The 15,309-nt window shown below is 74.6% G+C and carries 13 protein-coding genes; 10 read left to right on the top strand and 3 right to left on the bottom strand.

Translation table 11 applies throughout. The features are described from left to right. Positions 1–252: 252 nt before the first annotated feature. From ACL02U_RS18225 to mug, 5 genes are all read left to right on the top strand, one after another. On the top strand, positions 253–1,596 hold the full coding sequence (locus tag ACL02U_RS18225; protein WP_412791909.1) for a hemolysin family protein: 1,344 nt from the start codon (positions 253–255) through the stop codon (positions 1,594–1,596). Further along, positions 1,593–2,606 (top strand): hemolysin family protein, encoded by a 1,014-nt coding sequence (locus ACL02U_RS18220; RefSeq protein ID WP_412791908.1) that lies wholly within the window; start codon positions 1,593–1,595, stop codon positions 2,604–2,606. The genes ACL02U_RS18225 and ACL02U_RS18220 overlap by 4 nt, the downstream gene beginning before the upstream one ends. 90 nt (positions 2,607–2,696) lie before the next feature. After that, positions 2,697–3,488 carry an SGNH/GDSL hydrolase family protein gene (locus ACL02U_RS18215; protein ID WP_412791907.1) on the top strand — a complete coding sequence of 264 codons (792 nt, stop codon included), beginning with the start codon at positions 2,697–2,699 and terminating at the stop codon, positions 3,486–3,488. A 166-nt stretch (positions 3,489–3,654) separates the two neighbouring features. Then, the gene (gene purB, locus ACL02U_RS18210; protein WP_412791906.1) at positions 3,655–5,097 is read left to right on the top strand and encodes an adenylosuccinate lyase; all 1,443 of its coding nucleotides are present in this window, start codon (positions 3,655–3,657) and stop codon (positions 5,095–5,097) included. A 44-nt stretch (positions 5,098–5,141) separates the two neighbouring features. Next, positions 5,142–5,669 carry a G/U mismatch-specific DNA glycosylase gene (mug, locus tag ACL02U_RS18205; RefSeq protein ID WP_412791905.1) on the top strand — a complete coding sequence of 176 codons (528 nt, stop codon included), beginning with the start codon at positions 5,142–5,144 and terminating at the stop codon, positions 5,667–5,669. Here mug and ACL02U_RS18200 read toward each other — a convergent pair. Beyond that, positions 5,647–6,099 (bottom strand): hypothetical protein, encoded by a 453-nt coding sequence (locus ACL02U_RS18200; protein ID WP_412791904.1) that lies wholly within the window; start codon positions 6,097–6,099, stop codon positions 5,647–5,649. The two genes, mug and ACL02U_RS18200, sit on opposite strands and share 23 nt — an antisense overlap. 441 nt (positions 6,100–6,540) lie before the next feature. Between ACL02U_RS18200 and ACL02U_RS18195 the strand changes: the two genes are divergently transcribed. Continuing rightward, positions 6,541–7,740: an ROK family transcriptional regulator gene (locus ACL02U_RS18195; RefSeq protein ID WP_412791903.1), complete on the top strand. Its 1,200-nt coding sequence runs from the start codon at positions 6,541–6,543 to the stop codon at positions 7,738–7,740. 182 nt (positions 7,741–7,922) lie between these two features. On the opposite strand, the gene ACL02U_RS18190 is transcribed toward ACL02U_RS18195, so the two are convergent. Beyond that, positions 7,923–8,684 carry a GntR family transcriptional regulator gene (locus ACL02U_RS18190; protein ID WP_412791902.1) on the bottom strand — a complete coding sequence of 254 codons (762 nt, stop codon included), beginning with the start codon at positions 8,682–8,684 and terminating at the stop codon, positions 7,923–7,925. A gap of 354 nt (positions 8,685–9,038) precedes the next feature. On the opposite strand from ACL02U_RS18190, the gene ACL02U_RS18185 reads away from it, so the two are divergent. Together ACL02U_RS18185 and ACL02U_RS18180 are read left to right on the top strand one after the other, a co-directional pair. Then, the gene (locus ACL02U_RS18185) at positions 9,039–9,692 is read left to right on the top strand and encodes an NADPH-dependent F420 reductase (protein WP_412791901.1); all 654 of its coding nucleotides are present in this window, start codon (positions 9,039–9,041) and stop codon (positions 9,690–9,692) included. A 103-nt stretch (positions 9,693–9,795) separates the two neighbouring features. Then, positions 9,796–10,626 (top strand): alpha/beta fold hydrolase, encoded by an 831-nt coding sequence (locus tag ACL02U_RS18180; protein ID WP_412791900.1) that lies wholly within the window; start codon positions 9,796–9,798, stop codon positions 10,624–10,626. A 135-nt stretch (positions 10,627–10,761) separates the two neighbouring features. Here the strand turns inward: ACL02U_RS18180 and ACL02U_RS18175 are convergent, their stop codons facing one another. After that, entirely contained in the window at positions 10,762–10,998 is a 237-nt protein-coding gene (locus tag ACL02U_RS18175) for a hypothetical protein (protein WP_412791899.1), read from the bottom strand. 261 nt (positions 10,999–11,259) lie between these two features. Between ACL02U_RS18175 and ACL02U_RS18170 the strand changes: the two genes are divergently transcribed. Then, the gene (locus tag ACL02U_RS18170; protein ID WP_412791898.1) at positions 11,260–13,302 is read left to right on the top strand and encodes a hypothetical protein; all 2,043 of its coding nucleotides are present in this window, start codon (positions 11,260–11,262) and stop codon (positions 13,300–13,302) included. Positions 13,303–13,720: 418 nt separating this feature from the next. After that, positions 13,721–15,151: an N-acetyltransferase family protein gene (locus ACL02U_RS18165; protein ID WP_412791897.1), complete on the top strand. Its 1,431-nt coding sequence runs from the start codon at positions 13,721–13,723 to the stop codon at positions 15,149–15,151. The last annotated feature ends 158 nt before the right edge of the window (positions 15,152–15,309 follow it).

The raw sequence follows: 15,309 nt of genomic DNA, 5'->3' as shown, positions 1-15,309 counted from the left end.
CCCGTCCGCCGGGCGCAGCACCCGCGCCGCGCCGGCGGCACTCCGACGGACCCCGTGTGCCCGCCGCCCCGGCCTGCCGCCCACTGCTCCGGCCGCCCCTCTTACAGGCGTCGACTTTGCCCGTACTTTACCCTTGGGGGACGAGACCGGTCCCCAGCGAAAGGTTGAGCGTCCGCACATGGGCGAGCCTCCCCCGGCGCGACATCGCGCGATCCCTCCCGCCCTGTCCGATCATGGGACGGAGGTGACCCGATGATGGAAGTGCTTCTGCTGCTGGTGGCGGTCCTGCTGTCGCTCGCCTGCGGCGCCTTCGTGGCGGCCGAGTTCTCGCTGACCACGGTCGAGCGCGGCGAGCTGGAGCGCGCCGCGGCGCGCGGCGAACGCGGTGCGGCGGGCGCGCTCAAGGCCGTCCGCCACCTCACCTTCCAGCTCTCCGGCGCCCAGCTCGGCATCACCGTCACCAACCTGGTCGTCGGCATGCTGGCCGAACCCTCGATCGCCCGACTGCTCGCCGGCCCCCTGGAACGGCTCGGCATCTCGGGGGGCACGGCGACCACCGTCGCGCTGGTGCTGGGCACGGCGCTGTCCACGGTGTTCCTGATGGTCGTCGGCGAGCTGGTGCCGAAGAACTGGGCGATCTCCTCGCCGCTGGCGGTGGCCAGACGGGTCGGCAACCCGCAGCGCTGGTTCAGCGCGGCCTTCCGCCCCTTCATCACGCACCTCAACAACACCGCCAACCGCGTGGTGCGCCGGTTCGGCGTGGAGCCCGCCGAGGAGCTGGCGTCCGCACGCAGCCCCCAGGAGCTCGCGGCGCTGGCCCGGCACTCCGCCCGGGAGGGCGCCCTGGAGGCGGACACCGCCGAACTCTTCGTCCGCACCCTCAACCTCGCCGACCTGACCGCCGAGAACGTGATGACGCCCCGCGTCCAGGTCATCGCCCTCGATGCGCAGGCGACCTGCGAGGACGTCGCGAACGTGACCCGCGCCACCGGCCTGTCCCGGTTCCCGGTGTTCCGGGGCGGCCTCGACACGGTGGTCGGCACCGCGCACATCAAGGACGTCCTGGCGGTGCCCGCGGAGCACCGTCCCCGGGTGCCCGTCACGGACCTGATGCGGGAGCCCCTGCTGGTACCCGAGTCGCTCACCGTCGACCGGCTCCTGGACCGGCTGTCGGGCCGGAACACCATGGCGGTGGTCATCGACGAGTACGGCGGCACCGCGGGCGTGGCCACTCTGGAGGACATCGTCGAGGAGGTCGTCGGCGAAGTGCGCGACGAGCACGACCCGCACGAGACGCCGGACCTCGCCCCGGCGGGCACCGACGAGCAGGGCCGCACCGTGTACAGCGCGGACGGCGCCGCCCGCACGGACCAGCTCGCGCGGGTGGGCCTCAGAACGCCCGAGGGGCCGTACGAGACGCTGGCCGGCCTGGTCGCCACCGAACTCGGCAGGATCCCGGCCGTCGGCGACACCCTGCACCTGGCGGGGTGGCGGATGGACGTGGTGGACGCCTCGGGGCACCGCGCGGCTCGCGTGCTGCTGCACGCTCCACTGGCCGACGAGGCTGCCGAGGACGAGGAGGAGGTGCAGCGGTGACCGCCGTGCAGTTGCTGATCGGACTGGCGACGCTGGTCCTCAACGCCTTCTTCGTCGGCGCCGAGTTCGCGCTGATCTCGGTACGGCGGTCCCAGATCGAGCCGCACGCGGAGGAGGGCGACCGGCGTGCGAGGGGCGTGCTGTGGGGTCTGCAGCACGTGTCCGCGCTGATGGCGGCCGCCCAGCTCGGCATCACGCTGTGCACCCTGGTGCTCGGTGTGGTCGCCGAACCCGCGATCGCGCACCTGCTGGAACCGGTGTTCCACGCGGCCGGGGTGTCGACGGGCACCGGCCACGTGGTGTCGTTCGTGATCGCGCTGTCCCTGGCGACCTATCTGCACATGCTGCTCGGCGAGATGGTCCCGAAGAACGTCGCGCTCGCCGAGCCGGTGCGCACCGCTCTGCTGCTCGGCCCGCCCCTGGTGGCGCTGGCCCGTGCGCTGCGCCCGGTGATCTTCACGGTGAACGCCTTCGCGAACGCGCTGCTGACGCTGATGCGCATCGAGGCCAAGGAGGAGGTCACGGCGACCTTCTCGGACGAGGAGCTGGCGCAGATCGTCAAGGACTCCGGCGAGGCGGGACTCATCGACGAACGCGCCCGGGAACGCCTGCGCGACGCGCTGGAACTCGGCAGCCGCCCGGTACGCGACGTGGTCCTGCCGGTGGAACGCGTGGTGTCGGCCGGGACGGGCGTCACGCCGGAGGAACTGGAGCGGCTGTCGGCCGAGTCCGGCTTCTCCCGCTTCCCGGTCGTCGACGACGACCGCCGGATCGTCGGCTACCTGCACGTGAAGGACGCGCTGGACGCCTCCCCGCGCAGGACGCCGTTCCGGCTGCGGGACATGCGGCCGATCGCCCGCGTTCGGGAGACCACGCCCCTGGACGACGTGCTCACGGCGATGCGGGGCAGCCGCACCCATGTGGCGGCGGTGCTCGACGCGGAGGGGCGGCTGGCCGGGCTGGTGACGATGGAGGACGTGCTGCGGGAACTGTTCGGGCAGCGGGCCTGACCGGCCGCCGGCCGGGGTGCCCGGGGCCCGGGGCCCGGGAGCAGGCCGACCGACCGACGGGTATGGACTCGGGTTACCATCGCTGACGCCATGCAGACGAACCCCACGTACACCAGCCTGGTCGCGGTCGGCGACTCCTTCACCGAGGGCATGTCGGACCTGCTGCCGGACGGCTCCTACCGCGGTTGGGCGGACCTCCTGGCGGCCCGGATGGCCGCCCGCACGCCCGACTTCCGGTACGCGAACCTGGCCGTGCGCGGCAAGCTGATCCGGCAGATAGTCGACGAGCAGGTCGACGCGGCGGCCGCCATGGGCGCCGATGTGGTCACCCTGGTCGGCGGCCTCAACGACACGCTGCGGCCGAAGTGCGACATGGGGCGGGTGCGCGGACTGCTGACCGAGGCGGTGGAACGGCTGGCGCCGTCCTGCGGACAGCTCGTGCTGATGCGCAGCCCGGGCCGCCGGGGACCGGTCCTGGAACGGTTCCGGCCGCGGATGGAGGAACTGTTCGCCTGCGTCGACGACCTCGCCGCCAGGCACGGCGCACTCGTCGTCGACCTGTACGGGGCGCCTTCGCTCGGCGACCCCCGGCTGTGGGACGTCGACCGGCTGCACCTGACCGCCGAGGGGCACCGCCGGGTCGCGGAGGCCGTCTGGCAGACGCTCGGCCACGAACCCGGGGACCCCGACTGGCGGCTGCCGCCGCCCGCGGCGGCCGCGCCGAACTGGGCCGCCCGGCGGATGGCCGACGCCCGTTTCACCCGCCGGCACCTGCTGCCGTGGATCGGCCGCCGGCTGACCGGCCGCTCCTCCGGGGACGGCCGGCCGCCGAAGCGGCCCGAACTGCTGCCGTACGAGGCGGTCGCCGACGCCGGCGCGTGACCGGCGCCCGAGCCCCCTCACGCAGCCGGCGTCGCGCACGCCCGGGCATGACCGGCGTCGCGCATGACCGACTCCCCACATGCCCTCACGTGACCGACGTCTCGTCGATTCCTCCGAGCCGGAGCGTGGCGCTGGCCTGCACGAACCGCCAGTACAATCAGGACGCGTGACTTCAGCGCCCGCCAAGCCCCGCATCCCGAACGTCCTCGCCGGACGTTACGCCTCCGCCGAGCTCGCCACGCTCTGGTCGCCCGAGCAGAAGGTCAGGCTGGAGCGCAGGCTCTGGCTCGCCGTGCTGCGGGCCCAGAAGGACCTCGGTATCGAGGTGCCGGAGCAGGCGCTCGCAGACTACGAGCGTGTCCTCGACACCGTCGACCTCGCCTCCATCGCCGAGCGCGAGAAGGTCACCCGGCACGACGTGAAGGCCCGCATCGAGGAGTTCAACGACCTCGCCGGGCACGAGCAGATCCACAAGGGCATGACCTCCCGCGATCTGACGGAGAACGTCGAGCAGCTGCAGGTCCGGCTGTCGCTGGAGCTGGTCCGCGACCGGACCGTGGCCGTCCTGGCCCGTCTCGGCAGGCTCGCCGGCGAGTACGGCGAGCTGGTCATGGCCGGCCGCTCGCACAACGTCGCCGCCCAGGCCACCACCCTCGGCAAGCGGTTCGCGACGGCCGCCGACGAGCTGCTCGTCGCGCACGGCCGGCTGGAGGAGCTGCTGGGCCGCTACCCGCTGCGCGGGATCAAGGGTCCGGTCGGCACCGCCCAGGACATGCTGGACCTGCTGGGCGGTGACTCGGCGGCGCTCGCCGAGCTGGAGCACCGGATCGCCGGGCATCTGGGCTTCTCCCGGGCCTTCACCTCCGTCGGCCAGGTCTATCCGCGCTCGCTCGACTACGAGGTCGTCACCACGCTGGTGCAGCTGGCGGCAGCCCCGTCGTCGCTGGCGAAGACCGTCCGGCTGATGGCGGGGCACGAGCTGGTCACCGAGGGGTTCAAGCCGGGCCAGGTCGGCTCCTCCGCCATGCCGCACAAGATGAACACCCGTTCCTGCGAGCGCGTCAACGGACTGATGGTCATCCTGCGCGGTTACGCCTCGATGACCGGGGAACTGGCCGGAGACCAGTGGAACGAGGGCGACGTGTCCTGCTCGGTGGTGCGCCGGGTGGCGCTGCCGGACGCCTTCTTCGCGCTGGACGGGCTGCTGGAGACCTTCCTCACCGTGCTCGACGAGTTCGGCGCCTTCCCCGCGGTCGTGGCCCGCGAGCTGGACCGCTATCTGCCGTTCCTGGCCACCACCAAGGTGCTGATGGGTGCCGTCCGCGCCGGCGTCGGCCGCGAGCTGGCGCACGAGGCGATCAAGGAGAACGCCGTCGCCACCGCACTGGCGATGCGGGAGCAGGGCGCCGAACGCAACGACCTGCTGGACAAGCTCGCCGCCGACGAACGGCTCCCGCTGGACCGGCGGCAGCTCGAGGAGCTGATGGCCGACAAGCTGTCCTTCACCGGCGCGGCCGCCGACCAGGTGTCCGCGGTCGTCGGCCGCATCGAGGAGATCGTCAAGCGGCACCCGGCGGCCGCGGACTACACCCCGGGGGCGATCCTCTGACCGTCCCGAACCGGCAGGAGCTGGAGGCCGCCCGCGACCGCCCGGTGGCGGACGTCGTCGCGGACGGCCTGCGGGTGCTGTTCTGCGGCATCAACCCGAGCCTGACGACCGCGGCGACGGGGCACCACTTCGCCCACCCCGGCAACCGGTTCTGGCCGGTGCTGCATCTGTCCGGGTTCACGCCGAGGCTGCTGCGGCCCGCGGAGCAGCGGGAGCTGCTGCACCACGGCCTCGGCATCACCAACGTGGTGGCCAGGGCCACGGCACGGGCGGACGAGCTGAGCGCCGAGGAGTACCGGGAGGGCGGGCGGCTCCTCGCGGAGAGGGTGGCCCTGCGGCGGCCTGGGTGGCTGGCGGTGGTCGGGGTGACGGCCTACCGGGCGGCGTTCGGCGACCGCAGGGCCCGGGTGGGTCCGCAGGAGCGGCGCGTCGGGGGCGCCCGGGTGTGGGTGCTGCCGAACCCGAGCGGGCTCAACGCCCACTGGACGGCGGAGACCATGGCGCGGGAGTTCGCGCGGCTGCGCGAGGAGGCGGCGCAGACCGAGTCGGTCAGGGCGGACCGGTCGCGGTGACGGTGAGCAGCAGCCGTATCTCGTCGGCGGGGTCCCGGTCGGCGACGCCCAGGACGATCCAGCAGCCGCACTCCGGCGCCTGCCAGACGTACGCGTCGCCCACGAGGTGACTGAGGCGGGCCCACGGCTCGGGTACCTCCTCCGCCGCGGTGCGCAGCAGCAGCGTCTGCAGGCCCAGGTGGAACGGCTCGCCCCAGTGCTCGGTCAGCTCGGCGGCCAGCGCCTCCCGGCGCTCGTCGAGCCGCTCCCATTCGGCCTCCCGCGCCACGGCGTCCGCGGTCCGCAGGCCGTGACTGGTCGCCAGCGCGGCGGTGCGGTGGCCCGCCCCGCCACGGCCTCCGTCCCTTCCGCGGCTCTCTCCGCCGTCGCCCGCGGGGAAGTCGCGTGCGCACGGCAGCCCGGTGACGGCGTGGCACTTCTCGCTACCCATGGCAGTCAGTAAACCGCCCGCCACTGACATATGGCGGGGCGTCAGCGGCCAGGGGACATCAGTTGCCGGGCGGCGTCGGCGGTCGGGGGTCGGGGGACGTCGGCGGTTGCGGGGCGCCCGGCCTCCGGATGGGGGGCCGCACGGCGGTCCGGGGCGGTACCCGCGACCGGGACGAGGCGGATGGCCGGGGCGGGGCGAACCACCGGGCCGGGGCGGACGGCCGGGTACACGCGGGGAACCGGCACGGTCGGAGGGCCGGGCATGCGGGAAACCCGGACGGCCGGAGGGCGGGGTGCCTGACGGGGCCGCGCGGAGGCACGGGACGGCGTGCGGGGAGGCGCGCGGCAGGGACAGCCCGGCCCGCCGGACGGGACCGCTCGCCGGAGCTGCCCGTTCCGAGTAGCATCCGGGCGACACGCGCACGAGCTGGGAGGACGGACGGTGGGGCGGCTGAACGGCGGGGATCCCTCGCTGCTGCGGAGGATCAACTCCGCGGTGGTACTGCACGCGCTGCGCGCCACCGACAGCGCGACGCTCACCGAGATCGCCCGCGTGACGGGGCTGTCCCGGCCCACCGTCGAGGGCGTGACGGAGGACCTCATCGGGGCCGGTCTGGTCGTGGAGAAGGCCGCCGAGGAGGGCGCCGCGCGGCGTCAGGGGCGGCCGGCGCGCCGGTTCCGGTTCCGGGCCGAGGCGGGCCACCTGCTGGGCCTGGAGATCGGCGCGCACCGGGTGGCCGCGCTGCTGGCCGACCTGGACGGCCGGGTGGTCGGCGCGCAGGCCCGGGACGTGCAGGAGACGGCCGAGGCGGACGAGCGGCTGGAACGGCTGCGCGGTGCGGTCGCCGAGCTGCTGCGCCGGGCCGGAGTGCCGCGCGGGTCGCTGCGGGCGGTGGGGGTGGCCACGCCCGGCATCGTGGAGGCGGACGGCACGGTGCGGCTGGGCACGGCGCTGCCGGAGTGGACGGGCCTGCGGCTGGGTGAGAGGTTGAGCCGTTCCTTCAGGTGCCCGGTGCTGGTGGAGAACGACGCCAACGCGGCGGCGGTGGCGGAGCACTGGAAGGGCGCCGCGACCGAGTCCGACGACGTCGTGTTCGTCCTGGCCGGGCTGAGCCCGGGCGCCGGGGCGCTGATCGGCGGGAGGCTGCACCGGGGCTTCGGCGGAGCGGCCGGGGAGATCGGGGCGCTGCACCTGCTGGGGCGGGAGGCCACTCCCGAGACGCTGCTGTCGACGACGGACGAACCACTGCACCCGCTCGACGAGCAGGCCGTGGCCCAGGTCTTCACCGAGGCCCGCCGCGGCGACCGGCGGGCCCGGGCCGCCGTGCACCGGTTCATCCAACGGCTGGTCCACGACGTGGCCGCGCTCGTCCTCGCCTTCGATCCGGAGCTGGTGGTCGTCGGCGGCTGGGCGGCCGGGCTGGACGATGTCCTGGAGCCGCTGCGCAGCGAGCTGGCGCGCTACTGCCTGCGGCCCCCGCAGGTGGCGCTGTCCATGCTGGGCGAGGCGGCGGTGGCGACGGGCGCGGTACGGCTGGCGCTGGACCACGTGGAGGAGCAGCTCTTCGCGGTGGAGGGCACGGTGACGGCCCGGCGCCGGGGCACCGGCCGCAGCGGGATCACGGCACCCGGGAGTCGGTGAGGGGGCGCGGCCCGGGCCCCCAGGGTGGCGCGCCCCAGGAGGGCGGGCGCGGCCGAGGTCGGTCGGTGAGGGGGTCTCCCGCAGGTGGCGAGCTGAGGCCCGGTGAGAGGCGCGGCGGCACACGGGCCGGGCCGCGCACGGACGGACCGGCGTCCGGGCGGCGCGCGGCCGCCCGGCACGGCTCAGCTGGCCTGGCGTTCCGGCCCGTGGTGTATCTCCACTCCGCCGCCGTCGCCGAAGGTCAGGCGGCAGGTGTCCGCCCGGTAGGTGGCCACGGACAGCGCCGCGGTGCGCCCCTCGGCGAAGAACCGGGTGGTGACCACCAGGACCGGCGCGCCGGGGAGGCGGTCCAGCGCCTTGGCGTCGTCGGCGCGGGCCGACCCCAGTTCGACGGCGCGGTCCTCGCCGTCGAGCCGGAGGCGGTACAACTCGCGCAGCACGGCCCGGGCGCGTGCGGTGCCCGAGGGGGCGTCGATGCCGGAGAGCGCGGGCACCGAGCCGCGGGGGACGTACAGCAGTTCGGCGGCGACGGGTTGGCCGTGCGTCATCCGGGTGCGGGACACCAGGTGCACCTCTTCGTCGCGGGCCGTCTCCAGGGCGTCGGCGACGGTCGCGGGCGGCACGGCCGGCACGCTGTCCCGGGGCTGCCAGTCGTCCCCGGACGCCCCCGGCCAGGTGCGCTGCTCGGTGCCGACGGCGACACCCACGCGCGGCGGGGCGACAGTGGTGCCGACGCCGCGGCGGCGCTGCAGCCGGCCCTCCAGTTCGAGCTGCTCCAGGGCCTGGCGGAGGGTGGCACGGGCGACGCCGAAGCGGGCGGCGAGCTCCCGCTCGTTGGGCAGGATCTCCCCCACCGCGAACTCGGAGTCCAGTGCCTCGCTGAGCACGGTCTTGAGGTGCCAGTACTTCGGTTCCGGCACCGATTCCAGCTGCGTGGTCCCCACCCTGTCCTCCGCGATCGCCGTGACCGGCGGCGTTTTAGCGCCCTTGTTTATTAAAGGTTGTTGCACTTGTCTGCGACCATAAGGCGGCCCTCCCCCTTGGTCAAGACCAATCGTCCGTCCCGCGCCGGAGCGGCGGGCCCGCCGCGGCGAAGCGTTCATGGGACGTTCGCCCGATGACACACACATGACGTGCAGGTCAGGCCCAGGTCAGGCCCCTCGGCAGGCCCGGGGCGCGCCGGGCCCGGGGCGCGCCGGGCCGGCCCGTGTCCCGGGCGGGACGGCCCCCGCCCGGGAGACAATGGCCGTGACGGCCGCGGCCGGCGGCGGTGCCGGTCTCGGCGACGGGAGGCAGCCATGCGGTACGCGGTACTGGGCACGGGCGAGGTCGGACGCACGCTCGGCGGCAAGCTGGTGGAGCTGGGTCACGAGGTGGTCCTGGGCTCGCGCAGCCGGGACAACCCGGCGGCCGCGGAGTGGGCCCGGCGGGTGGGCGGCGGTGCGCGGACCGGAACGTTCGCCGAGGCCGCGGGGGCGTCCGAGGCCGTGGTGAACGCGGTGGGCGGCCGGGTGGCGCTCTCCGCCCTCGGGTCGGTCGGAGCGGCGGGCCTCGACGGCAAGGTGCTCATCGACGTCAGCAATCCGCTGGCCTTCGAGGACGGCGGGGTGCGGCTGTCGCCCGCCGAGTCGGACAGCGTGGGCGAGCAGATCCAGCGCGCGTTCCCGAACGCTCTCGTGGTGAAGACGCTGAACACCGTGAACTGCCGGGTGATGGTGGACCCGGCACGGGTGCCGGGCGAGCACGTGCTGTTCGTCTGCGGCGAGGACACCGGCGCCAAGGAGCAGGTCACCACCCTGCTCGGGGAGTTCGGCTGGCCGGCGGAACGGGTCCTCGACCTGGGCGGCATCCGCGAGGCACGCGCGGTGGAGATGATGCTGCCGCTGTGGCTGGACCTGTTCCGGCGCTTCGGGCACCCGGACTTCAACCTGGAGGTCCGGCGGGCCCGTTGACCGGCGGGCGGCCCGTCGGCCGGACCCCCGAGGGGCTACCCGTGGGTAGTAATCGCTGACAAGCTGTCTACACGCCGTTCGTCAGCCAGCCCCGAGGAGCACCATGCCTGCCACCGTCTCCTTCAAGGTCCCCTCCGCACACGGCCCGCGCGCCGTCACGGTCGCCTACACGCGTGCGGGCCGCGGGGAGCCGCTCCTGCTGCTGCACGGCATAGGCCACCACCGCCAGGCCTGGGACCCGGTGGTCGACATCCTCGCCGCCGAGCGCGACGTGATCGCCGTGGACCTGCCGGGCTTCGGCGCCTCACCGGGCCTGCCGGAGGGCCTGGCCTACGACCTGCCGACCACCACCGCCGTGTTCGACGGGTTCTGCGCCGCGCTGGAACTGGACCGGCCCCACGCGGCCGGGAACTCGCTGGGCGGCCTGATCGCCCTGGAGCTCGGCCGCGAGCGGCTGGTGCGGTCGGTCACCGCCTTGTCGCCCGCGGGCTTCTGGACCGAGGCCGAGCGGCGCTACGCGTTCGGTGTACTGCTCGCGATGCGGCACATATCCCGGCGGCTGCCGCAGCCGCTGGTCGAGCAGCTCTCCCGTAGCGCGGCCGGGCGGACCGCGCTGACCAGCACCATCTACGCCCGGCCGGCGCGCCGGTCACCCGAGGCGGTGGTCGCAGAGACCCGGGCGCTCGCCGGCGCCACCGGTTTCACCGAGACGCTGCGGGCCGGGGCCGGGGTCCGGTTCACCGACGACCTGAGCGCGCTGCCGGTCACCGTCGCCTGGGGCACCCGGGACCGGTTGCTGCTGCGCCGCCAGGGCGTCCGTGCCAAGCACGTCGTGCCGCGGGCCCGGCTGGTGCGGCTGCCCGGCTGCGGGCACTGCCCGATGAACGACGATCCGGCGCTGGTCGCGCGCGTCATCCTGGACGGCAGCCGCTGAGCGGCGCGGAGCCGGGCCCCGGGCCACCCGAGCCCAGCACCTCACCGGCTCCGCCGAGGACGCTGCCGAGCGCTTGGACGAGCCCGTGGGAACCCGTGCCGACCAGCGCCGCGGTGGCGGCGGCCGGGACCGGGATCAGCCCGGAGAAGAGCGTGGGGCACTCGGCGCCGATCCGCTGCACCCCCTGTACCAGCACACGAAGCCGACGACGGTGACGACCGCCGCCTGCCACAGCAGCGCGGCGGTCCCGGCGCCGTCCGTCGGCCGCTGCCAGGCACCCCGTTCCAGCAGCAGACCGGCCGCGGCGGACTCCACGGCGCCGACGACGCACACGGCCGCCGGCAGCAGCCGCGGACCGAGCGGACGCAGCACCGTACGGCATCCGGGCGACCCGGGGCCCCAAGGCCGGTCACGCGGCTCCATGCACGACTCCGGGCGGCAGGGCAGACAGTGAGGCGGACAAGGGGACGCGCGCGCGGACACCGTCCTGGGAGGACGCTGCCGTGAGGTGCACGGCTGGATGCGCGACGGAGCGACGCGGACCGCGGGGGCCCTCCCAAAACCGGAGGTGATCCCGTCGGGTCGATGCCAGGATGTCAGTCGGTCGATGTACGGCGGACTCACGGGGTGGCGGTGGCGGGGACTTCGGTCGAGGCGGTGGACGCGGTGGACTGGAGCCGCTTCCGGACGGGCGTGTCGGAGCATCATCCGGTCGAGGAGGTCCCGCGGGCGCTGCGCCGCCTGGTCAGGCGGGGCCCGGCGGCGACGGAGGAGGACTGCCACCCGCTGTACTCCTGCCTGTTCGCCCCGGGAGGCGGGCTTCCATCAGCCGCGGCCGCGGCCCTGCCGTTTCTCACGGCGCTCGCATCCGACTCCGCCAACGGCGCACGCGTCACTCTCGTCGAACTGCTCGGCGCTCTGAACGGTGCGGCGCGCGAGGCCGGTGAACAGGGCACGCACGAAGCATGGCGGGAGGAGTGGCGGCGTCAGGGCGACAAGGTCACGGCGCTCCTCGCGGACCCCGCGCCGAGCGTCCGGCGGGCCGCCCTCCTCCTCGCGGACGACGACGCGCTGCTGGAACGGTGGCACGCCGAGAGGGACCCGGCCGTACGCCTGCCCGTCCTGCTGGCGCTGGGCACCTGCGCCGCGACGACCGCCGGGGCGCCCGGGACCGGGTCTCCTGGCGGCCGGCACCGGTTCAACGGCGCGGTGGAGGCGATGCTGAGCCGGGTGCTGCGCGACGACGAGCCGGTGATGAAGGTGGCGGCCGTGATCGCCTGGGCGTCCCTCGACCGCGACGTCCCCCTCCGGCATACCGACGTGCTGCTGGACGTCCTCGCCGATCCGGCCGTACGGCCCCGGTTCGAGCAGATCTGGTGGCTGCCTGACGTCGAGGTCCCCTTCACCCGTGACGACGTCGCCGCATGGGTGTCCGGTCTCCTCGACCACGTCCCCCCGGCCGCCCTGTCGTTCGTGACCCGGCTGGCTGAGGCGGCGGAACGCACCGCGGACGACGGGCTGCGCCGGGTCGTCCTGGACGAGGCGTGGCGGCACATGGTGCTGCGGCGTTCCGCGGCACCGACGGTGCTGCCCCTCGCGGCACGGCTGCTGGACTGCACCGACGACTGCGTGCGGCTCAAGGCCGCACACCTCCTCGCGATGCTCGCCCCTGACTCCGGCCCGTACGCCGACCGCCTGGCGGCACTGCTCGACGATCCCGGGACCGACACCGTCTCCTGGATCGAGGGGACCGTCGGCGACTTCGCCCGCTGGGCCCTGGTCCGGCTGGGCGACCCCCGCGGCCTCCCCGGCCTGGTCGAGTCGCTCTGGGCGCCCTACCGGGAGCAGTTCGGGCGCAGCTGGGTGGAAGGCGATCCGCGCCGGCCGGAGATGCACGAAGTCCTCGCGCCGCTGCGCGAGCACGCGGACGTCCTGCTGCCCGCGCTGCTGGAGGAGGTGCGCCAGGACCACGAGCGGCACGGCGGCCACGGCGTGATCATGGGCACCCTGCTGCACGTCGCCGAGGAGTGGGGGCCGGACGCGCTGCCGGTGCTCCCGGTCGTCCTGCCGCTCCTGAAGGACACGCGGTACTCGTTGCGCGTGATCGACGTGCTGCTGGCGATGGGTCCCGGTGCCGCCTCGACGGCGCCCGCCGTGCGCGACGCGGTTGTCCTCGGCCACCCGAGCAACCACCACACGACCGCGTGGGCCGCGTGGCGCATCGCGGGGGGTGACGACGGCACTGCCCTGCGAATCCTGGGGGAGGCGGTGCACGACGAGCAGGCGTCGCCGTACGGACCGGTCACCCTCCTGTCCGACTTCGGCCCCGCCGCCGCGGCGCACGCCGGCCGGGTGCGTGAGGTCATGGAGAACTCCGAGTACGGAAGGGTGGTGGCGGCGGTCGCCCTGTGGGCGATCACCGGCGATCAGGGAACCACCCTGCCGGTGCTGGAGCAGGTCGTCGTGCGCTTCACCGAGGACGACGACCGCTACGGCGACTTGGCCGAGGCGCTCCGCGGGTTCCTGCGCATCGGCACGGTAACGCCCGCCGCACGGCGGGCACTGCGCCTCGTCGGGGCCCGCGATCTGCGGCTCTCCAACCACCGCGACTACCGGGCCGTCCTCGACGACCAGGAACTCCGCTCCGTCATCGCCGCGGTGCTCGCGCTCCCCTGACGTCCGGTGGCGCGGCGGGCCCGCACGTCATCGCCGAACTGCCGGAGCGCTTCGGTCCCGAGCGGGGTTCCGCGCCCGGCTCGACGTTGCCGGGATCGCCGTTCGCCTCCTGTCGGACTGCGCCCACACCGCCGACCCGGCGGAGGCGGACGCGGAACACCGGCCGGTGCGGCCGGTGGTGGGATACGCCCACCTGCCGCCGGCGCGGATCAGGGACGGGGTGCGGCCGGTGGCGGAGAGCGCCTCCGGTTGAGGACGGCCGGCCGGCTGCTCCCGCCCGGATCGCGCGGGACGGGTTCCCGGACACGACCATGCGCACATAGCGGGCAAAGAGTCGGAAGCATGCTTTACCCATCGGTCACAAGGCGTTCGTGATCAGGCAACAGCGCTCCTGCACAGTGGCTGCATGAATCGGGACATGACTGATGTGACACGTAAGAGAAACGGCCGGCCGGTCCATCACTGGCGCCGCGACCTGGTGGAACTCGCCGCGCTGTTCACGGCCGTCGCCGTGGCGGACGTGGTGGCGAACCTGATCGGGCACGGCCCCGACGGCCCTGCCCTGCTGGTGATCTCGGCGCTGGTCCTGGCGGCCACGGCGGGCTTCCACACCTGGTGGGCACGGCACCACGGGCACGCACCCCCGGCGGGCGATACCGGCGCCCGGTCGCCGTCCGCGGGACGGCAGACCGGGCCGTACGACCACGGCGCACCGCACGGTGCGGAGTCCGCGGCGGCGAAGACGCTGTGGCGGATGCGCACGACGGTACGGGACGCGCCGGGTGCCCTGGCGGCATTGTGCACGGCGCTGGCCGGCCACGAGGTCGACATCCTCAGCCTGCAGACGCACCCGCTGGGTGTGACGACGGTCGACGAGTTCCTGGTGCGCGCACCGGAGGAGCTGACCGCGGCCGACCTCACCCGCGCGGTGTCGCTGGCGGGCGGCAGTGGCACCTGGATCGAGCGGGCCGACGCCCACGACCTCGTCGACGCACCGACCCGGGTGCTCGGCCTGGCCACCCGGACCGCCCTGGACACTGCCGAACTTCCGCTGGCGCTCAGGCAGTTGCTGGGGCGGTGCACCATCCGCTCACTGCCCGTAGGATCCCCCGGCCGCGGGTCGGTGCCGGTCGAGGGCGTGCTGGAGGACACGGTGATGCGGCTGCGGGCCCCCGGAGGGGGCGTGCTCACCGTCGAGCGCCCCCATCTGGCGTTCACCCCGACCGAGTTCGCGCGGGCCAGGGCGCTGGTGGAGCTGGACGCCCGCCTCGGTCCGCGGGTGCCCGTCGGCCGGGACGTCCTGACACTTCCGGAGGGCAGGGACATCACGGTGCGCCGCGCGGACCCCGGCGACCGGGCCGCCGCGAAGGCGATGCACGAGCGCTGCTCGGCGGAGACCCTGTCCCGGCGGTACCACGGGCCGGTCGGCGACGCCGACCGCTACCTCGGCCACGTGCTGAGCCCGCGGTTCGGACGCACCCTCGCCGTGCAGACCGCGTCGGGACGCATCGTCGGCCTGGGCCATCTGCTGTGGGACGGCGACGAGACCGAGGTGGCCCTGCTGGTCGAGGACGAGTGGCAGCGGCGCGGTGTCGGCGGCGAACTGCTGGGACGCCTGGTGGGCATGGCCGTCGAGGCGGGCTGCGAGAGCGTGTACGCGGTCACCCAGGCCTCCAACACCGGGATGGTGGCCGCCATGCGCGGCCTCGGACTGCCGCTCGACTACCAGGTGGAGGAGGGCACCCTGGTGATCACGGCGCGCCTGGACTCGACACCGGTCGGTTCGCGCCTGCCCTACGACCGGCAGCAGACGGCCCCGCAGTACGGGGAACGGGTCGCCCGGGACTGACCGGGGACCCGTTCGACACGTCGGCGCATCGGCATGCCGGGGCTCTCGGGACGCCGGCTCGCCGGTCCCGGGGGTCCCGGGGGGAGCCTCGGCTCCCCCCGGGGAGCACCTCCCCCACGCGGGCCGTGCCGCAGGGCGGCCGGTGGCGGGAACCGGAG

Origin of the sequence: Streptomyces sp. MS06, assembly GCF_047200655.1 — a bacterium.
In the GTDB taxonomy this organism is placed as follows: domain Bacteria; phylum Actinomycetota; class Actinomycetes; order Streptomycetales; family Streptomycetaceae; genus Streptomyces.
The sequence above is the reverse complement of the archived record's forward strand: the minus strand, read 5'-3'. Positions and strand labels throughout refer to the sequence as shown.